This is a genomic window from Hymenobacter sp. FMD4, from assembly GCF_058932745.1.
Genome location: NZ_JBZYWH010000023.1, coordinates 1 through 23,344, shown reverse-complemented (window position 1 = coordinate 23,344; position 23,344 = coordinate 1). Strand labels below are relative to the sequence as shown.

Genomic DNA, 23,344 nt, shown 5'->3' with positions numbered 1-23,344 from the left:
GCCTTATTTCCGCCGAGTGAAGAACATTCGCAATTTCTGCATCATCGCCCACATCGACCACGGCAAAAGCACGCTGGCCGACCGCCTGCTGGAATTTACCAGCACGGTATCGAAGCGCGAAATGCAGGCCCAGCTGCTCGATAACATGGATTTGGAGCGGGAGCGGGGCATCACCATCAAGAGCCACGCCATTCAGATGCAGTTCCCCTACAAAGGGGAAATGTATACGCTCAACCTGATTGATACTCCTGGCCACGTCGACTTCAGCTACGAAGTGTCGCGCTCCATTGCTGCCTGCGAAGGCGCGCTGCTGATCGTGGACGCTTCGCAGGGCATCGAAGCCCAGACCATCAGTAACTTGTACCTGGCCATCGGTGCCGACCTGGAAATCATTCCAGTGCTGAACAAAATCGATCTGCCCCACGCCATGCCCGAGGAAGTCTCGGACGAAATCGTGGACCTGATCGGGTGCAAGCACGAGGACATTATCCACGCCTCCGGCAAAGCCGGCATCGGCATCGAGGATATCCTGAACGCCATTGTGGAGCGAATTCCGGCTCCCTCGGGCGACCCGGAAGCTCCTTTACAGGCGCTCATCTTCGATTCGGTATTCAACTCGTACCGGGGCATTGAGGTCCTGTTCCGCATCAAGAACGGCACCATGCGCAAGGGCGATAAGCTGCGCTTCCTGGCCACGGGCAAAGAATACGGTGCCGACGAAATCGGTGTGCTCAAGCTCAATCAGGAGGCTCGCGGTGAAATGTCGGCCGGCAACGTGGGCTACCTGATTTCGGGCATCAAAGAAGCCCGCGAAGTAAAAGTGGGCGACACCATCACCCACGTAGCACGTCCCACCACCGAAGCCATTGTTGGTTTCGAGGACGTGAAGCCCATGGTATTTGCCGGCATCTACCCGGTTGATACCACCGAGTACGAAGAGCTGCGCTCCTGCATGGAAAAGCTACAGCTCAACGACGCTTCGCTGGTGTGGGAGCCGGAAACCTCGGCCGCCCTCGGCTTCGGCTTCCGTTGCGGCTTCCTGGGTATGCTGCACATGGAAATTGTGCAGGAACGCCTGGAGCGGGAGTTCAATATGACGGTGATTACCACCGTGCCCTCGGTACAGTTTCTGGTAACCACCAACCGCGACGCGGAGCTCAAGGTGTCGGCCCCGAGCGAAATGCCCGAGCCCAACCTCATCAAGCACATCGAGGAGCCTTATATCAAAGCGCAGATTATCACGGCCGCGGAGTTTGTGGGCCCGATTATTACGCTTTGCATGGAGAAGCGCGGCGTCATCAAAGGGCAGAGCTACCTGACTTCTGAGCGGGTGGAACTGGGCTTTGAGTTGCCGCTGTCGGAAATCGTATTCGACTTCTTCGACAAGCTCAAAACCATTTCGCGCGGTTACGCCTCGCTTGACTACGAGCTGATCGGTTTCCGGCAGTCCGACATGGTGAAGCTGGACGTGATGCTAAACGGTGAGAAAGTCGATGCCTTGTCGGCCATCGTACACCGTTCCAAGAGCTACGACTGGGGCAAGCGCCTTTGTGAGAAGCTCAAGGAGCTGTTGCCGCGCCAGATGTTCGAAATTGCCATCCAGGCTGCCATCGGTCAGAAGATCGTAGCTCGTGAAACTGTGAAAGCCCTGCGCAAAAACGTAATTGCCAAGTGCTACGGCGGTGACATTTCGCGTAAGCGCAAGCTGCTCGAAAAGCAGAAAGAAGGCAAGAAACGGATGCGCCAGGTGGGCTCCGTCGAAATCCCGCAGGAAGCTTTCCTCGCAGTATTGAAAATCGACTAGTTTTTGGAAGCGCGCCGCGGATGCGGCGCGTTTTTTTTACCCTTTGCCTTTTCACTTCATGCAATTCTTGCAAAAGCGCTGTATGATAAACCCAACGATATGAACAACGCCCTGACCAAGAACTGCACGAGTGAAGCCCAACTGGAGAAAATCCGCCGCGGCCAGGAATTGAAGTTTCGGTGGCGGAGCGACTGGCCGGCCATGGAAGCCGCCATTCTACAAGCCGGCCGCGAGGCTATTGCTCGCCGCAATGAAACCACTGATTCTTCGGAATCTCAGTAAGCTTAGCTGAAATGTTGCGAAGCCATTGCAATGCACCAAGCTTTCATTAGCCTAGAGGCTTTGCAAGCCTTCGTGACGAGGCTTGTTGGCACTCGGTCTTGGCGAAGCCGTGCAGGCAATGGCACTGGCTCCATTTTTACGATGGAGTTTGGGTCACCCCTAGCTTCAGACGAGCAGCAGGGGGAATTTTCGCTAATGGTGTACTGCGCTTGGCGTATAGTTCTTGGTGAGCGAGTGCTGCTCAGCTGGCATGACGACTCTGACGAAGTACTATCATCTGGGCTTATGACTTTGGAAGGGCAGACCGTCACTGGTGTAGAACTGACTCATTGGCGCGACTTAACTTTAAGATTTGCTGACCAGCGAGAGCTACATATCCTAAACGATTTTTCACCCTACCAAGACTTTGACTCCAGTTGGTTTATCCTCCACCAGAAAAACCATTGTTACTGCGTACGCCCCGATAATTCGATTGTAATGGAATTGAGCCTAGGCGATTAATTTGACTGCCCGCTGCATAACTGAACAACAACTCAACATACCATGACCACTGCTCCCGAAGCCACCACTTACCAGCTCATCGACGGCAAAAAGACCGCCGAAGACATCAAGCAGGAAATAGCAGCCGAAGTAGCGAAGCTCAAGGAAGCCGGGCAGAAGGTGCCCCATTTGGCCGCCGTGCTCGTCGGCCACGACGGCGGCTCCGAAACCTACGTGCGTAACAAAGTACTGGCCTGCGAAGCCGCTGGCTTTGGATCCACGCTCATTCGCTACGAAGACGACATCACCGAGGCCGAACTGTTGGCTAAAGTGGATGAGCTGAACAATGACCCGGAAATCGACGGCTTTATCGTGCAACTGCCGCTGCCCCGCCACATCGATACCAACAAGGTTATTGAAGCTATTCGGCCCGAGAAAGACGTGGATGGTTTCCACCCCATGAACATTGGGCGCATGGTAGCGGGCCTACCAGCCTTGCTGCCCGCCACACCCTCTGGGATTGTGGAGCTGCTTCGCCGATACGAGCTGTCAACTGACGGCAAGCACTGTGTCGTAATTGGTCGCTCCAATATCGTTGGTACGCCAGTTAGTATCTTGCTGGCTAAGAATTTGGAGCCGGGTAACTGCACTGTTACTTTATGCCATTCGCGCACGCAGGATTTACCGAGCATTACTCGCACGGCTGATATTCTAGTGGCTGCGCTGGGCCGCCCCGGCTTCGTAACGGCTGACATGGTGAAGCCCGGTGCGGTAATCATTGACGTGGGCACTACCCGGGTCACCGATGACACCAAGAAATCGGGCTGGGCTCTCCGTGGCGACGTGGATTTTGCGTCGGTTGCTCCGCTGGCCAGCTACATCACGCCAGTCCCAGGTGGTGTTGGTCCGATGACCATTGCCATGCTGCTGTTGAACACACTTAAAGCCGCCAAAGGAGAAGTGTACCCACGCTAAAACAAGAACTTGGCTTCCGGTGGAATTGGGAAAGCCATTAGCTTGTTCTATTTTTAAGGTCGGGCCGCAAGGTGGCTGAAGCAACCCAAACTAGGGTAACTTCCGTTGACCGAGCGGCCCGCCTCATTTTCGTGCCTCCTGTTTCTGCTTTGAATCACCCGCTGCTTCCCGTTTTGTCTTCCGATTTGCTTACTACTCCCACGGCCTTGCCTGTGATGGAGCAGTTTTACACCATTCAGGGCGAAGGTGCCAACGCCGGCCGAGCGGCCTATTTCATCCGGCTGGGCGGTTGCGACGTGGGCTGCCACTGGTGCGACGTGAAAGAATCCTGGGATGCCGAGGCGCACCCCCGCTGGGCCATTGCCGACCTGGTAGCCCAAGCTGCACAACACCCTGCGCCCAACGTCGTTATTACCGGCGGTGAGCCGCTGATGCATGACCTCGGCCCGCTGACTCAAGCCTTGCACGCCGCCGCCTGCCAAACATGGATTGAAACCTCTGGTGCGCACCCCTTATCCGGGGAGTGGGACTGGATCTGTGTATCGCCTAAGAAGTTCAAGGCCCCGCTGCCGGAGGTACTGCAGCAGGCGCACGAACTGAAAGTTGTCGTTTTCAATAAAAGCGACTTTAATTGGGCTGAGCAACACGCTGCTCAGGTAGGACCAAATTGCCGCTTGTTCCTGCAGCCCGAATGGAGCAAAGCCGCCGCCGTCACCCCGCTCATCATCGATTACGTCAAGCAGCACCCCCGCTGGCAAGTGTCGCTGCAGACGCATAAGTACCTCGACATTCCCTAGCCGACTCGTTTATGCGCCGTGTGTTGCTGCCTTTACTCCTCGTAGCTGCTGGGTGCTTCCTGCCCGTGCAGCCACTTACCGCGCAGGCGAAAACTCCCATTGCCAATACCAAAGCCAAAGGCCTTTGGGACAAGGCGCAACAGCAGGCCAAAGACCGTGACTTCAATAAGGCGCTGGAAACGCTCACCACGCTGAACCAGAAGTTTCCCTCTATGGGGGAGCCGTACCTGCTGAAAGGACAGTTGCACAAGGCCATGGGCGAGAGCCGTTCGGCCTACGAAGCCTATCGTCAAGGCCTTGAAAAGATGGCATTTGACGTGGCGCGCATGAACGACTACTTCACGTTGGGCGAGCTAGCCATGGGCTTTGGTGAGTATCAGCCCGCCCTGGAGGCTTACCGCAAGTATTTAAAGATAGCGCCTAAAGGACAGCGCTTTATTCCCAAAGCCGAACGGCAGGTTCAGAATTGTGAATTTGCGCTGAAGTCGATGCAGAACCCCGTGGGAACGGTACCGGAGCGGTTGGGAGCACCACTGAATGCATTTCGCTTCCAGTACTTTCCCGCTGTGACGGCCGACAACCGGTTCTTGGTCTACACGGCCCGCAAGTCCAGCGAGTCCGACGAGGACATCGTGGTGAGTCGCATGGAGAAGGATGGCTCTTTTGGACCGCCAGCATTGATTTCGGCCGCCATCAACTCGCAGTTCAACGAAGGCGCTGGCTCCATTTCCGGTGACGGCAAAACCTTGGTATTCGCTTCCTGCGACCGGCCCGGTTCCGTCGGCAACTGCGACCTGTACATCTCGCGGCGCACCGGGAACAACTGGAGCAAGCCCGTAAACCTGGGCCGCAACGTCAACTCTGCCAACTGGGATTCGCAGCCTTCGCTTTCCGCTGATGGCCGTACCCTGTACTTTACTTCGGACCGTCGCGGCGGTCAGGGGCAGGAAGATATCTATGTGACCACCCTGCAGGAAGACGGCACGTGGAGCTTGGCGCGCAATCTGGGCGCCCCGGTCAATACCCCCGGCAAAGACATGGCTCCGTTTATCCACGCCAGTGGCAGCACGCTGTATTATGTAACCGACGGGCTGGTAGGTATGGGGGGGCTCGATGTATACAAGTGTACTTTGGCCGGCGGCAAGTGGTCGGCGCCTGAGAATCTGGGTTACCCGCTCAACACGTTTGAAAACGAGGCGTCGCTGTTTATCTCCTCTGACAACCGCCGCGGCTTTTGCTCGCGCACTCGGCCTGCCGAGGCCGCGGTAGCTGAGCGCGACCGGCCCGTGGAACTGTTTGGCTTTGAAGTACCCAAGGAGGTACGTTCCAGTGAACAGAGCACGTACGCGCAGGGACGTGTGTATGACGCCGTCACCAAAAAGCCCATCAAGGCCGAAGTGCAACTGTACGATTTGCGCACCGACGAGCTGACGCAGTCCGTAACCAGCGACCCGGTGGAGGGCGACTACACCGTGGTACTAAACGAAGGCCACCAGTACGGCATGTACGCCGTAGCCGACAAGTACCTAATGAAAAGCCTCAACTTCGATTATTCCGATAAGCGAAGCTTTGACCCCCTCACACTCGACATATACCTGGAGCCTGTGCGGGCCGGGCGCAGCATTGTGCTCAACAACCTCTTTTTCGACACGAAAGAATACAAGCTAAAGCCCAACTCCCGCACCGAACTGAACCGTCTGATCAAGTTTATGTCGCAGTATCCGGACGTGCAGGTGGAAATTTCGGGTCATACTGACGATGTGGGGACCGACGACGATAACATGGTACTCTCCAAGAACCGCGCAAAGTCGGTGTACAATTATCTGGTAGAGCACGGAGTAAAGGCCGATCGACTGCGCTTCCGCGGGTTTGGTGAGACTAAGCCCCTGGTAGCGAATGACTCAGACGAGCATCGGCAGCAGAACCGGCGTATCGAGTTCCGGATTTTGTAACCGCGACTAGTACCAGCATACACGTAAAAGCACAATTGCCGCCCTCTTTACTGAGGGCGGCAATTGTGCTTTTGTGCATTGGAAGAGTTCTATAGTAAGGCTTTTTGATAGAGCTGTTAACAGTCTGAAGATCAGTTTTTACAGTTACGTTGACAAAAGCTGTCAATTAGAATAGTGATAAAAATTATTTGAGGATTTAAATTTGTTCCTATATTTGGCCCAGTCAACCATCCCAATGAAAGTCAATTTGAAAACCTTCATAAGTCGATGAAAAAACGCCAACTCTCTTTCAACACACGTCAAACCCTTGTTCTCCACCACTATGAAAAAGCTCCTCCTTTTAGCCGGCTTGGCCTTGGGCCTCCAGTTTGCAGCGCGTGCATCTGATCCGGAAAACAATGATCCTTCTGGGTTGAACAATCGTGCTGCCGCGCTGACGCGCAACATGGCCAGCAAAATGAAGCTCGACGAAGGGCAGTACGTGAAGTTGAAGCAGCTGAACCTGCGCATGCTCACGGCCCTGGAGGATCTGAAAATCCGTTTCGCTGCCGATCCGGAAATCCGGGATGCCCGCATGTCGGAGGCACAGGTAAGCTACCACTACGAGTTGTCTTCCCTGCTGCGTCCTACGCAGCTCACGGCCTACAAGCAGAGCCAGGAAAGCATGACCGCCCTAGGCCTGCCCGGTAGCAACTAATTGCGCTTGCTCATCGGCCCCGTCACCACGGCGTGGCGGGGCTGAAGAGCCCCTCATTTTTCACCCCGCTCATTTCACTTCAAACTACTCACCGTTATGAAAACGCTATTCTGCATTTCGGCCGTTGCCTTTTCGCTTGGTATGACGCAGCCCGCCACGGCTGCTGGTGATGATAACACCTTACAAACCCGCGCAACGACCATGACCCGGCAGATGGCCGAGAAAGTACCGCTGGATGAAGCTCAGTTTGTGAAAGTGCGCCGCCTCAACCTGCGGATGCTGGCCGAAACCCAAGCCCTCAAAACCAGCCTGGCGGCCGACCCAGCTACGCTTGACCTGAAACTGGCCGAGCTTCAGGACCGTTACGAGTGGGATATAGCAGCCATTCTCTGGCCACGCCAACTGTCGGCTTATCGGCAGTCGCGTTCCAACATGACTGCTCTCAGTCAATAACTAAACAAAAGAGCACGTAGGCGTACGCTCACGACGCCTATCCATTGCCATCGATCTGACAGCGCACCATAACTCGCTCACGTAAATGCGAAAACGCCAGCCTTTTTGGGGCTGGCGTTTTTATTTAGTTAAGGCTGAAGGATACTAGCGCTCCGAAACCGGTACATAGTCGCGCTCTTTTTCGCCCACGTAGATCTGACGCGGACGACCAATCGGCTCTTTGTTTTCGCGCAGTTCTTTCCACTGGGCAATCCAGCCGGGGAGACGACCCATGGCAAACATCACCGTGAACATGTCCGTCGGGATGCCGATGGCACGGTAGATGATGCCCGAGTAGAAGTCTACGTTGGGGTACAGCTTGCGCTCCACGAAATACGGATCGGTGAGGGCGGCTTCTTCCAGCTGCTTGGCAATGTCCAGAATAGGGTCGTTGATGCCCAGCGCAGTCAGAACGTCGTCGGCTGCCTTCTTGATGATGGTAGCGCGTGGGTCGAAGTTCTTGTACACGCGGTGACCGAAGCCCATCAGACGGAACGGGTCGTTCTTGTCTTTGGCTTTGGCCAGCCACTTGTCGGTGTTGCCACCGTCGGCCTTGATTTCTTCCAGCATCTCGATAACCTCCTGGTTGGCACCGCCGTGCAGCGGGCCCCACAAGGCGCAGATACCAGCCGATACCGAAGAGTACAGCGAAGCGTTGGCCGAGCCTACCATGCGAACCGTCGAGGTCGAGCAGTTTTGCTCGTGGTCGGCATGCAGGATGAGCAGCTTGTTCAGTGCGCTTACCACCACTGGGTTGACTTCGTAGTCTTCCGTGGGGAAAGCGAACATCATGTGCAGGAAGTTGGACACGTAGTCCAGCTTGTTTTTCGGGTAGTTCACCGGGTGACCCACCGAGTTCTTGTACGACCAGGCCGCCAGCGTCGAGATTTTAGCAATCAGGCGCTTGATGTTCAGGTTTACTTCTTCCTGGCTCTGGTTCGGGTTCAGCGACTCGGGGTAGAAGGCCGTGAGGGCCGATACCAGCGACGAAAGCACGCCCATGGGGTGAGCACCCGAGGGGAAGCCGTCGAAAATCTTGCGCACGTCCTCGTGAACGAGGGTGTGACGCATGATCTGACCGTTGAAGTCGCTTAATTCCTGTTCGTTAGGTAGCTTGCCGTAAATCAGCAGGTAAGCTACTTCCATGAAAGTAGACTGCTCGGCCAGTTGCTCGATGGGGTATCCGCGGTAGCGCAGGATGCCTTCTTCGCCGTCGAGGAAAGTGATGGCACTCTTGGTGGCGCCGGTGTTCTTGTAGCCCGAGTCCAGCGTGACGTAGCCCGACTGGTCGCGGAGCTTATTGATGTCGAGGGCTTTTTCGTTCTCGGTGCCTTCAACGACCGGCAGCTGATAAGATTTGCCGTCGAGGATGATTTCAGCGGTTTCTGCCATTACAAACAGATTATTGGACAGGAGAGGTGGCGTACAGGGGCGAAGTACGGCATTAGACGGTTGCCGTACAACCTAAAGCGGTGATTGAGATGGCCGAGTTGTAGTACAAATAAAAGTGTCGGCTTGTTTAAGCCTGATGCACAGTTCTAAAGATGTTACTACATCGATGTGATTAAAGTGCATTAATTCCGAAAAAAGCTTACAGCTGCTATAGAAGACTGTGCCGATAGGCCGGCTTCATTTCTGAGATTGTGCGTATGAGCCATGCTAAACCTCATCAGTATGAACTACACATCCCTAGGCAAATCACCGCTGAAGATTAGCCGCATTGGGTTTGGCTGCATGTCTCTGGGCGACAACCACACTGCCAACGCTGCTTTGCTGCACCGGTCCATGGATGCGGGCATTAATCTGTACGATACTGCTGATCTGTACCAGCGTGGATTCAACGAAGAAACGCTCGGCAAGGCCTTTCAGGGTCGGCGGCAGCAGGTAGTCATAGCTACCAAAGTAGGAAATCAGTGGCGGCCCGATGGCAGCGGCTGGGACTGGAATCCTACTAAGGCCTACATCCTGCAAGCCGTGGAGCAAAGCCTACGGCGGCTGCAGACCGATTACATCGATCTGTATCAGCTGCACGGTGGCACTATTGAAGATCCAATAGAGGAAACGATTGAGGCTTTCGAGCAACTGCAGCAGCAGGGCAAGATCAGGGCGTACGGCATTTCATCTATCCGGCCCAATGTCATCCGGGAATATGCGCAGCGCTCCGGTATAGCCAGTGTGATGATGCAATACAGCCTGCTGGACCGACGACCGGAGGAAAGCAGCCTTGACCTGTTGCAGCAGGAACAGATCGGGGTCTTGGTTCGGGGCAGCCTAGCTCAAGGATTATTGGCTGGTAAGGAAGCGAAGCCTTATTTAGGTTACTCGGCCGACGAAGTTGGTCGGATGGCAGCCGCAGTACGGCTCGCCGCTGGCCATGGGCGCAGTGCCGCTAAAGTCGCCACGGGCTTCGTGATGCATTCATCGGCAGTAAGCGCTGTGGTGCTAGGCATCCGTACCGATGAGCAACTTACACAGGCCTTGGCTGTTGTTGCCGCGCCTTCGTTGACTTCCACGGAAATAGAAATGCTGGCAGGAACGCTAAAGCCGCTTGCCTACGAACAACATCGGTAATGTCCCGAAAGGGGTAAGATGCAATAACGCCTGCCTCGGACATAGCATTTAGGCCGGCCGGCTGACAATTCAATTAGCCAAGTGGGCAAACCTCATCGTCCGAAACGCTGCCTCAACTGAATGGCGGCGCCAGGTTGCTAGCAAATCTAAGTTCTCATAGCTGCGGTCCGAGTTCTGGCGAAGCGGCTCGTGACTAGCTTGGTATTGGTGACGCTTTGCCGGAGCTGGCAATCTTTTGGACAGTAGCTGGCTGCTAGACTTGCGTTGCCTCGCGGGTGCAGCATTCAGTACCGGCCTATTTTCCGATGCAGAACCGCGTGAAGATGCTGCCGAGCAAATCATCCGAACTGATGTCGCCGGTGATTTCACCCAGGGCGCGCAACGCGCGGCGCAGGTCGGAGGCCACTAGCTCCGTGCCCAACCCAAATTGCAGCCCGTGCTGAACGGCGGTTAAGGCTTCGCCGGCCACCTCCAGGCTGCGGGCATGGCGCAGGTTCGTCACGATGGTCGCGGCACCAGCATCAAGTCCTTCGCGGCGTACGGTGGCCAGCAGGCGCTGGCGCAGCTCATCCAGGCCATCGTGGCGGGCGGCGGAAAGCAGCAGCACTTCCGGGTAAGTGTCGCGCAGCGCTGCTACGGATTCTGTAGGGGCCTCGTCCAGCTTGTTGCCGACGAGCAACAAAGTAGTGCCATCGGGCAGGGGCAGCGCGGCGACATCAGCAGCTACTTCGGCGGGAGTGGCGGTGGTCAGGTCAAACAGGTAGAGCACCAGAGCCGCTTGCTGCATGCGCTGGCGGGTGCGCTCCACGCCAATGGCTTCCACCGTATCGGTGGTTTCGCGCAGGCCGGCGGTATCCACGAAGCGGAATTTGATGCCTTCCAAGCTTACTTCGTCTTCGATGAAGTCGCGGGTGGTGCCGGGAATGGCCGAGACAATGGCGCGTTCCTCGTTAAGCAAAGCGTTGAGTAAGGTGCTTTTACCGGCATTGGGACGGCCAGCAATGACCGTGGTGACACCGTTTTTGATGACGTTACCCAACTCAAAAGAGCGCAGCAGGCGCTGTACCAGGCTTTGTACTTCAGCCAGCAGACGTTGCAGGCCCGAGCGGTCGGCAAACTCTACGTCCTCTTCGCCAAAATCCAGCTCTAGCTCCAGCAAGGCTGCGAAATCAATCAGCCGCTGGCGCAAATCCTTCAGCTCCCGCGAGAAGCCGCCGCGCATCTGATTCATGGCCACACGGTGCTGCAGGGCGGAGTCAGCGGCAATGAGGTCGGCTACAGCTTCGGCCTGGGCCAGGTCGAAGGCGCCGTGCAGGAAGGCCCGTTTGGTGAATTCGCCTGGTTCGGCAAGGCGCGCGCCGCGGCGCACGAGCAAGGCCAGCAACTCCCGCACAATGTAGTCGGAGCCGTGGGTGCTGATTTCTACCACGTCTTCGCGGGTGTAAGAGTGCGGCGCCCGAAACAGGCTCACTACTACTTCATCGAGCAGCTGACCGCCTTCGCGTATAGTCCCGTAATGCAGCGTGTTGCCTGGCTGCTCGCTCAGCTTCTTGCCATGGAAAACCTCGGCGGTGAGGCTGATGGCCGCTGGCCCCGAAAGGCGCACGACGGCAATAGCACCCGCGCCAGGAGGGGTGGAAAGAGCTACAATGGTATCGGAAAGAGCAAGCGGTAGCACGGGCGTTCGGGAGGGGAAAAAGGATAAAGCGTCGAAGGGATGAGTGGGATTGGGCACTACCTCATCAGCTACTGCTCCACCTAGGAAGTTACAAACAAGTTGCGGCTGACTTCAGCCGAAATCTGCGTTTTGGATGATTGGTTAATGCTTATTTCTAATGAGTTGTCAAATGATATCTTATCCAATACTTTAATATCGCAGCCAAGGCCAAGGCCTACCTTGTTAAGGTATTGCAAAAACGGCTGGCTCGTGTTTTTGACAGCGACCAGAAAGCCGTGCTGGCCTGGTTGCAGCTCCGAAAGCAGCAGATGTTGGGCACGTTGAATCTGACCGTCTTCGCGTGGAATGGGGTCCCCGTGTGGGTCGACCTGCGGATGCCCCAGAAACTGATCCAGGCGACGCACCAGCAAGGCGGAACTTACGTGCTCCAACTCCTCGGCTACTTCATGCACTTCGTCCCAGGCAAAGCCCAGCTTCTGCACCAGGAATACTTCCCATAGCCGGTGCTTGCGGATAGTGAGCAGCGCCAGGCGCCGGCCTTCCGGAGTCAGGAGCACGCCGCGGTAGCGTTGGTAGCTCAGCAGGCCTTTTTCACCCAGCCGGCGAAGCATATCAGTAACCGACGCGGGCCGGGTATGCAGCACTTCCGCAATACGGTTGGTGCTGACTTCGGCACCCGGTTCGGCTTCGGAAAGCTTGTAGATGGCCTTCAGGTAGTTTTCCTCGGTGTGGCTAGGCAAGGCTCCTTAATTCTGAATGAAGAATGACGAATTCTGAATTGGGAAGCCAGAACTCAGAGTGCAAAGGTCCCAAAAAAAAGCGAGGCAGACGCAACGCGTCCACCTCGCCGGAAAATTCAGAACGCTCAACTCAGTGCTGAGCATTCCTAAGCTGGTGTTTACCGGCCTACCACTTGATGAGGGCCGAAGCCCAGGTAAAGCCCGAGCCGAAGGCGGCCAGACACACCAGGTCGCCGCGCTTGATGCGGCCTTCCTGTAGGGCTTCGCTCAGGGCCAGTGGCACCGATGCAGCGGTGGTATTGCCGTAACGCTGAATGTTGCTGTATACTTTGTCTTCGCCCAGGCCCATTTTCTGACCGACGTACTGCGTAATGCGCAAGTTGGCTTGGTGCGGAATCAGCTGATCGATGTCCGAAGGCTGGTAGCCGTTGGCGTTCAGCGCTTCCATGATTACCTCCGGAAAACGCGTCACGGCGTGCTTGAACACGGTGTTGCCGTTCATGTAAGGGTACATGGCCTCGGGGTTCTCGACTACCCGTTGCACGCGGTTGTCGTGGTTGGAGCCGGGTTCCACGGTAATGAGTTCTTCGGCAAATTCGCCCTGGGCATGCAGGTGCGTGCTCAGGATGCCGCGGCCTTCCTCGGTGCTGGGGCGCAGCACCACGGCGCCGGCGCCATCACCAAAGATGACGGAAACGCCCCGGCCGCGGGTGCTCTTGTCAAGACCCGACGAGTGGATTTCGGAACCGACGACCAGTACGGTATCGTACATGCCGGTTTTGATGAATTGGTCGCCGACCGACAATGCGTAAATGAAGCCCGAGCACTGGTTGCGTACGTCGAGGGCCGGAATGTTTTCCTTGATGCCTAGTTCGCGCTGCATCAGTACGCCGGAGCCCGGAAATACATAATCGGGCGAAAGCGTGGCGAATACGATGAGCTGTACATCCTCTGGGCTGAGCCCGGCTTGCTCCAGGGCCATGCGGGCCGCGCGGGCACCCATGTTGGCAGTGGTGTCTTCGCCTTCGTTAAACCAGCGGCGCTGTTGGATTCCGGTGCGTTCCTGAATCCACGCGTCGGTGGTTTCCATTAGTTGTTCGATGTCGGCGTTGGTGACTACGCGGGAGGGGACGTAGTGGCCCACGCCGGCAATTTCAGCGGTACGAAGTTGGGACATGATGATGGGGTGTGGTGTAGATCGGAGCGGAAAAAGCAGGCAAAAAGGCGTCAAAGATAATAACTGCCGCCGCGCCTACAACGTAGCGTCGGGCCCGACAGTTGTAGCATTAGATTGGGATAAGGCAGACGCAACGGTAGCAAGCAAGTGAGGAGCTTCCGAGTGCCAGTAAGCCGCCGTAACCGGGCCCGCCGGGTAGTATTGGCGGCTGCCCAGCTCGGCCGCCAGCGCGTGGGCCGCGGCCGCCGAAAGCGGCTGGTTAAAGCGCACCACCAAGCCTGCCTGATAGCAACGAATTTCTGCTTCCCAAAGCGGATTGGGCGGAATCAGGACGGGCAGGGACGTGGCGAGGTATTCAAACAGCTTGGTAGGCAGGCAGCGCCAAGAACTAGGGTGCTCCTGATACGGCAGCAGGCCGAGGTGATGGTGCCTGATCTGTTCCAGCAGCAGGCGGTGAGGTACTGGTGTAGCCCCGCCGATCAGGCGAAGCCAGCCGGAGTGTTCGAGTACGAGTTGCCGGAGCCGCGCCAATTCCGTAGGCTGCTGGCAGTACCCAATGATGGTCAGCTGCAGTTGCGGCCACGCCACACGTAACTGTCGGGCAAACTCGATGGCATCGAAAATGCCATTCAAGGCCGAAATGGTCCCGGAATAGAGTAGGCGGAGAGGTTGGCTGCTGCTGGGAAGGGAAACGGGCGCAGCTGTGTTAGGTAGGATTGCGCCAAGGGGCGGCGCATACTTGTTTTCCAGTACAATGGTGCGTAGCCGGGGCAGAAAAGGCAGCTCGTCGGCATAGCTGCGTTCGGCCAGAATAACGGTGGCGGCGTGCTTCGCTGCAAGCTTTTCCATCAGCTGAACACCGCCAGCCAGCAGCCGTTGCACAAGACCACGGTAGACCTGCTGGGTCTGGATGTTCAGGGCGTAGTTCTCCCTTATATCATAAAAGAACTTTCGACCCGAGCCCAGCGCCTGCCACACCAACGTCAGCGGCAGCAACTCGGGTGCGTGCACGATTACCAGATCGGGGCGCGTGCTGCGGTGCGTAAGCAAGCGCCAGTAGCGGAGTTGGGCCCGCAGCCGGTCGGCCGAGAGGCGGTGGTTGTTGAAAATAGGGTGCGGCTCCACCGTCAGTTTCTTGGTGGCGTGAGCAGCGCTGCGGCCTGCAATGTGCACCCGGTAGCCCGCCGCGGCCAGCGTCAGCCCGAACTTTTCGTACATGCGCGTATCGTCCACGGGCTTCAGCACCGAAGCCAGTAAAACAACAGGAGCAGGACGGGAAGAAGGCTGCACAAGGTCAAACCTACTACTTTCGCGCCTCCGCTGCCAAGCGGCAGTTATTTTTGCCTACCAAACCGGGCCCGCGCCGGCGCGCCCAGCCTGACTTATGACCGACATTCAACCCCTCATCGAAGCCGCCTGGACCGACCGCAGCCGCCTGCAGGACGCGGCCACGCAGGAAGCCATTCGCAACGTAATCGACCACCTCGACCGCGGCCTGCTGCGCGTGGCCGAGCCCAGTGCTACCGAAGAAGGGCGCTGGCAAGTAAACGACTGGATCAAGAAAGCCGTCATCCTGTACTTCCCGCTGCAGCAGATGCACACCACCGAGCTGGGCATCTTCGAGTTTCACGATAAGATGCAGCTCAAGACCAACTACGCCAAGCAGCAAGTGCGCGTGGTGCCCCCCGCCGTGGCCCGCTACGGAGCGTACCTGGCCCCCGGCGTCATCATGATGCCCTCGTACGTGAACATCGGCGCCTACGTGGGCGAGGGTACCATGGTCGATACTTGGGCTACCGTGGGCTCGTGCGCGCAAGTAGGGGCGCACGTGCATCTCTCGGGCGGTGTAGGCCTGGGCGGCGTGCTGGAGCCGGTGCAAGCTGCGCCGGTTATTGTGGAAGACGGCGCCTTCATCGGGTCGCGCTGCATTCTGGTGGAAGGCTGCCACATCGGTAAAGAAGCCGTAGTAGGGGCCGGCGTGACCATCACCGGTAGCACGCGCATCATCGATGTAAGCACGCCCGAAGCCAAGGAATACCGCGGTTACGTGCCGCCGCGCTCGGTGGTCATTCCGGGCTCGTTGGCGAAGCAATTCCCGGCCGGCGAATTCCACGTGCCCTGCGCCCTGATCATCGGTCAGCGCAAGCCCAGCACCGACCTCAAAACGTCGCTCAACGACGCCTTGCGCGAGCATAACGTGGCCGTATAAGCTGCGCTATCTGTCAACAAAAAAGCCCGGTCAAATCGATCGGGCTTTTTTGTTGGGTTTGGGCTTACCTTTTCCGACGTAGCTGCTCGTCCACTTCTTTTTTCCAGACCGCGACGAACGGCTCTTGTTCTTCCACGCGGTAGGCACAACGCATCACGTTGGTATTGCTGTCGATGGAGACATGGCCCTTTGGGTCAATGGCAATGATACCCCGGTCACCAGCCAGCTTGTCAGCGTACATTTCTACGGCCTCGCGCGTGGCTCTCTGAAGTGTGAGGCCTTTGTACTTGATCAGGGCGTAGACCTCGTGCGCTAGTGAGCCCAGCATGATGATTTCGCCGTCGCCAGTGCAGGATACGGCGCATACTTCGTTGTTGGCGTAGCTGCCGCCGCCGTAGATGCAGCTGTCGCCCACGCGGCCGCGCAGCTTGCCCTCGATGCCGCCGGTGGAGGTGGCCACAGCCAGATTGCCGTGCTGGTCCAGGGCTACGGCGCCCACGGTATCTTTCTTGTTGGCGTGTTCGACCTGGGCTTCGTGCAGAATTTCAAACCACTCCTCTCGCTGTTCTTCGGTTTTGAAGTAGCTGGGGTCTTGTAGCGTGAGGCCCTGCGAAAGGGCAAACTCGTGGGCTCCTTCGGCCGTCAGGAAAGTGTGCTTGCACTTCTCCATCACCAGCCGGGCCAGGCCCACGGGGTTCTTTATGAGCTTAAGCCCGCTCACTGCACCGCCGCGTAAGCTCTGGCCATCCATGATGGAAGCCTCGGTTTCAACTTCCCCGTTGATGTTGAACATACCGCCGCGACCGGCGTTGAACAGCTCGTTGTTTTCCATGCTTTGCACGGCGGTTTCCACGGCATCGAGGGCGCTGCCGCCCCGGCTCAGAATTTCTGAGCCAGCCATTAGAGCCTCATGCAAGCCTTGCTTTAGCCTTTCCTCCTTCTCGGGGGGAATAGTGGAAGGATCTGTGTTTACCGCGCCTCCATGGATGATGATGACGTACTTGCCCATACTGATGCTGTGTGAGGTAAAGAATGGGGTGTGGAAAATGTCAGTGAGCGGCAGGAGTGGTACGCAAGGGTACCGGTAGGGTTGGTAGTGCTGAGGTTATAAAAAAGCGTTTTAACAGGCTATTAGGGCATAAAAAAAGCCCGGCCGAAGCCGGGCTTTGCTGAGCGTAAGCCAAAATTACCGCTTCACCTCGGCCTTCAGTTTCTCCGCAAATACTTGCCGCACCTTGTCTACCTTGGGCTTTACCACAAACTGGCAGTAGGGCTGCTGCATGTTCTGATTGTAGTAGTTCTGGTGGTAATCCTCGGCCTTATAAAAAGGGGAGGCTGGCAGAATCTCAGTTACTACGGGCTTGCCGAAAGCATTGGCCTCGTTGAGCTTCTGCTTATAAGCTTCGGCTAGGCGCTTCTGCTCGTCGTTGTGGTAGTACACGCCCGAGCGGTACTGCGTGCCCACGTCGTTTCCCTGACGGTTGAGGGTGGTGGGGTCGTGGGTTTTCCAAAAAATCTCCAGCAACTCTTCGAAGCTGATTCGGGTCGGGTCGAAGGTTACTTGTATCACTTCATTGTGCCCCGTCAGGCCTGAGCAGACCTCTTTATAGGTAGGATTGGCGATGCGCCCTCCCGTGTAGCCCGACTCGACCTTATCTACGCCATCCAGGTCCTGAAATACGGCTTCGACGCACCAGAAGCAGCCGGCGCCAAATGTTGCTTGTTCCATTCGTTTCGTTGATTGAGAAGCAGGTGAGGCTTGCCCAAAGCCAGCCAGCGTAAAGCCAAGCAGTAAGGGCAGCAATAGCAAGCAGCGTTGCATACGAGCAAAAGCTTTACGATGCTTTTAAAGTTTGAAGCTCGGTTGATTTTTCAACCGCAGCCGACCTACGAAGCCTAGACTGCACCGGCTTGCTAAACCGCAAAAAAACGGACCGCAGCAGTGGCCACGGTCCGTTTCTTAAAGATCTGTTCTGTCTTACTTCCGGAAGCGCGGTGCTACCACCAGCTCTTTGGAGCCGGGCGTGTGGGTGTAGAAGCCTTCCCCCGACTTTACGCCTAGGCGGCCGGCCATTACCATATTCACGAGCAGCGGGCACGGAGCGTATTTGGGGTTGCCCAAGCCATCGTGCAACACGCGCAGGATGGCCAGGCACACGTCCAGCCCAATAAAGTCGGCGAGCTGTAGCGGGCCCATGGGGTGAGCCATGCCCAGCTTCATTACGGTATCGATTTCTTCCACGCCGGCCACGCCCTCAAACAGGGAGTAGATAGCCTCGTTGATCATCGGCATCAGAATGCGGTTGGCTACGAAGCCGGGGTAGTCATTTACCTCTGTCGGCACCTTTTGCAGCTGGCGCGAGAGGTCCATGATCTGCTCCGTTACGGCATCGGAGGTGGCATAGCCGCGGATTACTTCCACCAGCTTCATCACCGGCACCGGGTTCATGAAGTGCATGCCGATTACCTTGTCGGAACGCTTCGTGACGGCGGCAATTTTGGTGATGCTAATGCTGCTGGTGTTTGAGGCCAGGATGCAGTCAGCGGGTGTCAGCTCATCCAGCTGGCGAAACAGGTCCAGCTTGATTTCGACGTTCTCCGTGGCGGCTTCTACCACCAGTCCGGCCTCGCGTACGCCTTCGGCCAGCGAAGTGCTGGGGCGCAAGCGACCCAACGTAGCCGTCTTTTCGTCCTCGGTGAGGCTGCCCTTGGCCACCTGGCGGTCCAGGTTCTTGCCGATGGTCAGCACCGCTTTATCGAGCGCGGCTTGGTTGATATCAATGAGGGTAACCGGGAAACCATACTGGGCAAACACGTGGGCAATGCCATTGCCCATGGTGCCCGAGCCAATAACGGCGACGTTCAGCATGTGTGGGAAGGGGGAGAGTGAGCAAATAACGCAGCCAGGCTGGCAGGCTGCGGCAAAGCTAACCTAAACCAATGGGCCACCCAACTGCAGCAACCCCGCCGTACGGCCGAGCTTGGGCCCTAAACAAGAATTATGGCAAAGAGTTTTAGCTCACAGAATCAATTAGATAAATAGATAAATGGCTATATTTTTTATTAATTTTTGTTCAGCTTCATATCCTTTTGTACAACACCGCGTACAAACCGGCAGAACGTCTCACCGGCCAAGTCCCAAACAGGATGTATCCGGGTCGAGGCCTTTCGTTCTCTTCCACACCATTCACCTAAACCTTCCCCCGCCATGGGCAACCTGCTGTACATCATCGCAGTAATCCTGATCATTATCTGGTTACTGGGATTCCTAGGCTTCGATAGCTTTGGGATGGGCAACCTGATTCACATTCTTCTTGTTATTGCCATCATTGCCATTATTCTCCGTCTCATACGCGGCGGCTCGGTATAAGCCGCCATCTGTTGAGTTTGAAAAACGAAAAAGGCCGCTCCCATTTGGGAACGGCCTTTTTCGTGGTCTTACACGAACTACTTGCCGATAAGCGGAGCCATTACTTACCCTTTAACTCGTATACTAAGCTGATACGTCGGGTAAGTACGGGGTAATAATTCCTATCGTAGTTGGCATTGTAAAGCAGCGAAATGTCTACCGCAAACCGGTCACCAAATTGCTGGCGGTAGCCTCCGCCGAGCAGCAGGGCCTGCGTATTCAGCTTGACCTTTTGTGCTTCGAATTGATTCTGTCCAGCCAATCTCGTCAAGATAAAGTCTTGCGAACGAGTTGATTCGTATTCGGCGTGCAAAAAGAAGGTTTTGAATACCGTAAGCTGCGCAAAGCCCCGGATACCCGCGTCCAACATCTTGATATTGTCTGGCAGCCCGTAAGTAGCCGCGTCAGGCCCGAAGGAGGAGTTGCGGTACACGAAAACCGGCCCTGCGGCTACCGCTAGCTTATTGGTTATGAGGTATCCCAGCGCCGGAGCAAAACCAGCGGAGATGTTGACTCCGTTAAAGTCGTTGCCGCTCAAGCCGAGCCGCAACGGGCTGCCGTACAGGAAATATTTGCTGGGCTCTCGCTCTGTTTGCACCGTTGCACCGGGCACGGTACCATTGCGTGGCAGCTGCTGGGCGGGGCGGCCGTCATCATCTATGCCGCGGCCCGTGCCAGCGGGCGTAGTGGGGGCCGGTTGGGCCGGCGCCGGCGAGCCAGGTAGGGGCTGTGCTGGCCGGTTGTCGTCGTCGATGGTATTTGAGCGGGTGGGGGGCTGCACCGGCTGCTGCGGTTGAGGCTGCGCAGCAGGTTGCGGTTGGGTCACAGGCGGCTGTGGCTGTGGCCGAGTGGGAGGGGGCACCATGGGCGGGCCCGTGGGCAACTGCGGTTTTACGGGGGTGTCTTGCGCCTGGGTATTGGGAGCGGCGGCCAGAACCCCGGCTGCACCCATGGCAGCGACCAGCAGAAAACGCTTCATAAGAGCAAAGGCTTGTTACGTCAAGAAACAAAAAGGCCGCGGAGCGTTGCATCCGCGGCCTTCGAAACGTTAGGCGCCGACCGTTTGGTACATGCGCTGGCGTTGGGCTTTGATGACTTCGTCGGCAAGGTACTCTTCGTACGTCATACGCTTGTCAATGATTCCATCGGGCGTCAACTCAATAATACGGTTGGCGATGGTATCAATGAACTGCAAGTCGTGCGAGGCAAACAGCATGCTGCCCTGGAAGTCACGCAAGGAGTTGTTCAGGGCCGTGATGCTTTCCAAGTCGAGGTGATTCGTCGGGTCGTCGAGTACGAGCACGTTGCCAGCTTCCATCATCATTTTGGAAAGCATGCAGCGCACTTTTTCGCCCCCGCTGAGCACGTTGGACTTCTTCTGCGACTCTTCGCCGGAGAACAGCATGCGGCCCAGGAAGCCCCGGATAAACGACTCGTCCTTTTCTGTGGAGTACTGACGCAGCCAGTCCACCAGGTTCAGGTCGGTGTCGAAGAACTCCTGGTTTTCGCGTGGGAAGTACGAGGGCGTAATAGTGGTGCCCCAATTAAAGGAACCAGTAGAAGCCTTCGTTTGCTCAAACAGGATGTCAAAAAGGAGGGAAGCGGCCCTGTCGTCACGGCTTACGATGGCCACCTTGTCCTTTTTATCGAGGGTAAACGACACATTGCGGAAAACCACTTCGCCGTCAACTTTCGCCGACAGGTTGTCCACTGTCAGCAGCTGGTTGCCAGCCTCTCGCTCCGATTTGAAGGCGATGTAGGGGTACTTGCGCGAGGAAGGCTTAATCTCCTCCAACGTAAGTTTCTGGAGCAGCTTCTGGCGCGAAGTAGCCTGCTTGGATTTGGAAGCGTTGGCCGAGAAGCGGCGTACAAATTCTTCCAGTTCTTTCCGCTTGTCTTCGGTCTTCTTGTTCACCTCCTGACGCTGGCGCAATGCCAGCTGCGACGACTCGTACCAGAACGAGTAGTTGCCGGGGTACATGGTGATTTTGGAGAAGTCGAGGTCGGCCATGTAGTTACACACAGCGTCCAGGAAGTGGCGGTCGTGGCTGACCACGATTACCGTGTTCTGGAAATTATCGAGGAAGTTTTCTAGCCACAGCACGGTCTCAGCATCGAGGCCGTTGGTCGGTTCGTCAAGCAGCAGCACGTCGGGGTTGCCGAACAGGGCCTGAGCCAGCAGCACGCGCACTTTGTCCGAGGTGCCGAGGTCGGCCATCTGGGTATAGTGCTTGTCTTCGCCAATGCCCAAGCCGGAGAGCAGTTCAGCGGCTTCGTAGTCAGCGTTCCAGCCTTCCAGATCGGCAAACTCGCCCTCCAGCTCAGCCGCCCGCTCACCGTCAGCGTCCGAAAAATCGGCCTTGGCGTAAATGGCGTCCTTTTCTTCCATCACCTTCCATAGGCGCTGGTGGCCCATGATTACGGTTTGGAGCACGTGGTGCTGGTCGTAGGCAAACTGGTCCTGTTTCAGTACCGACAAGCGGGCACCTTTCGGCATGTCCACGGAACCCGTGTTGGGCTCTATTTCGCCCGACAGGATTTTCAGGAACGTGGATTTGCCCGCCCCGTTGGCCCCGATGAGGCCGTACACGTTGCCGGGCATGAACTTGATGGTAACGTCTTCAAACAACACGCGCTTGCCATAGCGCAGGCTGACATTGGTAGTGCTGATCATGCAGAAATATTGAGCAATGGGGGGCGGACCGGCGCCGAAAAACCGCGCAAAGGTAGCTAAAAAATAGCCGTGCTTTTTGTCCTAAGTTGATATCCAACAACGACGAAGCCCTAAAAAATCCCTCGGGCTGCGACTTCATTATCAAGCGCTTGGCCGATAGAAGGAAACGAAAAAGCATTCGTTGGTACAACCGCAGCCGGGAAATTGCAGTATTAAGAAGGCAAAGCACCTCAACGGACGTAGTGGCATGACTTACACGCAACTACGCGTCGGCATCCCTTCTCAATAACTCTAAATCCGACTGCCTTATGGCTGATACCCTTCTTTCTCCCGAACGCAACGGAATCCGATACGGCTTGTTTTCTGCCGCGGGCATGATTCTCTATTTTTTGATTGCTAATGTATTCGGCTTCGCCTCGAACCTCACGTATAGCTGGCTTAACCAAGTAGTGCTGGCCGTCGGGGTATGTATGGCAATAGCTCATTTCAAAAGAGCGCGTCATGACCGTATGCCTTACCTGCACGGCTTTGGTACGGGCATTATTACGGCCATGGTGGCTTCCGCCGTGTTCGGCCTATTCTTTATTATCTACGCTGTGATGTTCCCCCAGTTTATGGAGTTCCTGTGGGAGCGTGACCTGTTCGGCTTCGATCTTTCAGTGACTATTGCCTTCTTGGCCATCGTTCTGCAAGGTGCAATGGGGGGAATGATTATTTCGCTGATTGCTATGCAGTATTTTAAGAGCCCCGACCACAAACCAATGCAGCACATAGAGTAGTGGTTGTCAAGTAATTGATTTGATTAAAAGGCCCTGCAATCGAATGCAGGGCCTTTTTTGTTGCGTTTCCAGTTTGGGAAGCGTGTATCAAAATGGAACAAAGGGCCAATAAAAAATTGTTAAAGAATTGCTTTATTTTGAAACTCTTCTAATATATATTTGTACATAATGAAGCCGCTGTCTGAATGACCTAGGCTTCGTTGTGCTCTCCACCTTTCGTTGCTCCTCCACCATGAAATTTCTTTACCTGACGGCGCTACTATGCGCCATTACATTTACTGCGTCCGCTCAGATGCAGGACCGGCTGGTTCCGCAGCCGCAAGACCGTAAGCTGATGGCCAGTGCCGAAGAAGCTACCCGGCAGATGGCCGCTCGGCTGCACCTGACCGAAGCGCAGTTCGTTCGCCTGCGAACTATCAACCAGATTAAGATTACTCAGCTAGACGAAATAGATTGGCAGTTCCACAACGACTCTCAAGCGCGACAGGCCAAAATCCTTGAACTTGAATCTCAATACGAACAGGAATGCCGCCGAATCCTAACGCCTTCTCAACTCGTGCAGCTGCAAGGAGATGAGCGGAAGGACCAGTCTCCCACCGATGCTAACACATCCGGCAATGGCTTGGGT

22 protein-coding genes are annotated in these 23,344 nt (G+C 56.2%); 12 read left to right on the top strand and 10 right to left on the bottom strand.

The window, feature by feature from the left end; translation table 11 throughout:
• Positions 1-16: 16 nt before the first annotated feature.
• The 7 genes from lepA (at position 17) to AC5FXY_RS17750 (ending at position 7,440) form a co-directional block, all read left to right on the top strand.
• Complete coding sequence (gene lepA, locus AC5FXY_RS17780) at positions 17-1,804, top strand: translation elongation factor 4 (protein ID WP_493558055.1); 1,788 nt, start codon at positions 17-19, stop codon at positions 1,802-1,804.
• Positions 1,805-1,903: 99 nt separating this feature from the next.
• The gene (locus tag AC5FXY_RS17775; RefSeq protein WP_493558054.1) at positions 1,904-2,086 is read left to right on the top strand and encodes a hypothetical protein; all 183 of its coding nucleotides are present in this window, start codon (positions 1,904-1,906) and stop codon (positions 2,084-2,086) included.
• A 543-nt stretch (positions 2,087-2,629) separates the two neighbouring features.
• Positions 2,630-3,541: a bifunctional 5,10-methylenetetrahydrofolate dehydrogenase/5,10-methenyltetrahydrofolate cyclohydrolase gene (locus tag AC5FXY_RS17770; protein ID WP_493558053.1), complete on the top strand. Its 912-nt coding sequence runs from the start codon at positions 2,630-2,632 to the stop codon at positions 3,539-3,541.
• A gap of 215 nt (positions 3,542-3,756) precedes the next feature.
• Positions 3,757-4,338 carry a 7-carboxy-7-deazaguanine synthase QueE gene (locus tag AC5FXY_RS17765; protein WP_493558097.1) on the top strand — a complete coding sequence of 194 codons (582 nt, stop codon included), beginning with the start codon at positions 3,757-3,759 and terminating at the stop codon, positions 4,336-4,338.
• 11 nt (positions 4,339-4,349) lie between these two features.
• Entirely contained in the window at positions 4,350-6,290 is a 1,941-nt protein-coding gene (locus tag AC5FXY_RS17760; RefSeq protein ID WP_493558052.1) for an OmpA family protein, read from the top strand.
• A 322-nt stretch (positions 6,291-6,612) separates the two neighbouring features.
• Positions 6,613-6,987, top strand: coding sequence for a hypothetical protein (locus tag AC5FXY_RS17755; RefSeq protein WP_493558051.1), 375 nt, complete (start codon positions 6,613-6,615; stop codon positions 6,985-6,987).
• Positions 6,988-7,083: 96 nt separating this feature from the next.
• A complete protein-coding gene (locus AC5FXY_RS17750; RefSeq protein ID WP_493558050.1) occupies positions 7,084-7,440 on the top strand; it encodes a hypothetical protein in 357 nt (118 codons plus the stop codon).
• Between the two features lie 144 nt (positions 7,441-7,584).
• Here the strand turns inward: AC5FXY_RS17750 and AC5FXY_RS17745 are convergent, their stop codons facing one another.
• Positions 7,585-8,871 carry a citrate synthase gene (locus AC5FXY_RS17745; protein WP_493558049.1) on the bottom strand — a complete coding sequence of 429 codons (1,287 nt, stop codon included), beginning with the start codon at positions 8,869-8,871 and terminating at the stop codon, positions 7,585-7,587.
• A 282-nt stretch (positions 8,872-9,153) separates the two neighbouring features.
• On the opposite strand from AC5FXY_RS17745, the gene AC5FXY_RS17740 reads away from it, so the two are divergent.
• Positions 9,154-10,050 (top strand): aldo/keto reductase, encoded by an 897-nt coding sequence (locus AC5FXY_RS17740; RefSeq protein ID WP_493558048.1) that lies wholly within the window; start codon positions 9,154-9,156, stop codon positions 10,048-10,050.
• A gap of 295 nt (positions 10,051-10,345) precedes the next feature.
• Here AC5FXY_RS17740 and mnmE read toward each other — a convergent pair whose 3' ends face one another.
• The 4 genes from mnmE to AC5FXY_RS17720 all read right to left on the bottom strand — a co-directional run bounded on the left by mnmE (position 10,346) and on the right by AC5FXY_RS17720 (position 14,935).
• Positions 10,346-11,728, bottom strand: a complete 1,383-nt coding sequence (gene mnmE, locus AC5FXY_RS17735) for a tRNA uridine-5-carboxymethylaminomethyl(34) synthesis GTPase MnmE (protein ID WP_493558047.1) — start codon at positions 11,726-11,728, stop codon at positions 10,346-10,348.
• Between the two features lie 80 nt (positions 11,729-11,808).
• Positions 11,809-12,468 (bottom strand): metal-dependent transcriptional regulator, encoded by a 660-nt coding sequence (locus AC5FXY_RS17730; RefSeq protein ID WP_493558046.1) that lies wholly within the window; start codon positions 12,466-12,468, stop codon positions 11,809-11,811.
• A 166-nt stretch (positions 12,469-12,634) separates the two neighbouring features.
• Positions 12,635-13,645, bottom strand: a complete 1,011-nt coding sequence (locus AC5FXY_RS17725) for a 3-oxoacyl-ACP synthase III family protein (RefSeq protein WP_493558045.1) — start codon at positions 13,643-13,645, stop codon at positions 12,635-12,637.
• A gap of 75 nt (positions 13,646-13,720) precedes the next feature.
• Entirely contained in the window at positions 13,721-14,935 is a 1,215-nt protein-coding gene (locus tag AC5FXY_RS17720) for a glycosyltransferase family protein (protein ID WP_493558044.1), read from the bottom strand.
• Positions 14,936-15,029: 94 nt separating this feature from the next.
• On the opposite strand from AC5FXY_RS17720, the gene AC5FXY_RS17715 reads away from it, so the two are divergent.
• Positions 15,030-15,854, top strand: coding sequence for a 2,3,4,5-tetrahydropyridine-2,6-dicarboxylate N-succinyltransferase (locus AC5FXY_RS17715; RefSeq protein WP_493558043.1), 825 nt, complete (start codon positions 15,030-15,032; stop codon positions 15,852-15,854).
• Positions 15,855-15,918: 64 nt separating this feature from the next.
• On the opposite strand, the gene AC5FXY_RS17710 is transcribed toward AC5FXY_RS17715, so the two are convergent.
• The 3 genes from AC5FXY_RS17710 to AC5FXY_RS17700 form a co-directional block, all read right to left on the bottom strand.
• Positions 15,919-16,863 carry an isoaspartyl peptidase/L-asparaginase family protein gene (locus AC5FXY_RS17710; RefSeq protein WP_493558042.1) on the bottom strand — a complete coding sequence of 315 codons (945 nt, stop codon included), beginning with the start codon at positions 16,861-16,863 and terminating at the stop codon, positions 15,919-15,921.
• Between the two features lie 177 nt (positions 16,864-17,040).
• The gene (gene msrA / locus AC5FXY_RS17705; protein ID WP_493558041.1) at positions 17,041-17,583 is read right to left on the bottom strand and encodes a peptide-methionine (S)-S-oxide reductase MsrA; all 543 of its coding nucleotides are present in this window, start codon (positions 17,581-17,583) and stop codon (positions 17,041-17,043) included.
• Positions 17,584-17,832: 249 nt separating this feature from the next.
• Positions 17,833-18,723: a 3-hydroxybutyryl-CoA dehydrogenase gene (locus AC5FXY_RS17700; RefSeq protein ID WP_493558040.1), complete on the bottom strand. Its 891-nt coding sequence runs from the start codon at positions 18,721-18,723 to the stop codon at positions 17,833-17,835.
• 339 nt (positions 18,724-19,062) lie between these two features.
• Here AC5FXY_RS17700 and AC5FXY_RS17695 point away from each other — a divergent pair, with 339 nt between their 5' ends.
• On the top strand, positions 19,063-19,224 hold the full coding sequence (locus tag AC5FXY_RS17695; RefSeq protein ID WP_493558039.1) for a lmo0937 family membrane protein: 162 nt from the start codon (positions 19,063-19,065) through the stop codon (positions 19,222-19,224).
• Positions 19,225-19,324: 100 nt separating this feature from the next.
• On the opposite strand, the gene AC5FXY_RS17690 is transcribed toward AC5FXY_RS17695, so the two are convergent.
• Together AC5FXY_RS17690 and AC5FXY_RS17685 are read right to left on the bottom strand one after the other, a co-directional pair.
• Positions 19,325-20,242, bottom strand: a complete 918-nt coding sequence (locus AC5FXY_RS17690; protein ID WP_493558038.1) for a hypothetical protein — start codon at positions 20,240-20,242, stop codon at positions 19,325-19,327.
• Positions 20,243-20,311: 69 nt separating this feature from the next.
• A complete protein-coding gene (locus AC5FXY_RS17685) occupies positions 20,312-21,937 on the bottom strand; it encodes an ABC-F family ATP-binding cassette domain-containing protein (protein ID WP_493558037.1) in 1,626 nt (541 codons plus the stop codon).
• 308 nt (positions 21,938-22,245) lie between these two features.
• On the opposite strand from AC5FXY_RS17685, the gene AC5FXY_RS17680 reads away from it, so the two are divergent.
• Together AC5FXY_RS17680 and AC5FXY_RS17675 are read left to right on the top strand one after the other, a co-directional pair.
• Positions 22,246-22,716, top strand: a complete 471-nt coding sequence (locus tag AC5FXY_RS17680; RefSeq protein ID WP_493558036.1) for a DUF4199 domain-containing protein — start codon at positions 22,246-22,248, stop codon at positions 22,714-22,716.
• 232 nt (positions 22,717-22,948) lie between these two features.
• Positions 22,949-23,344, top strand: a 396-nt coding sequence (locus AC5FXY_RS17675; RefSeq protein ID WP_493558035.1) for a hypothetical protein, incomplete at its 3' end; no start/stop codon positions are given.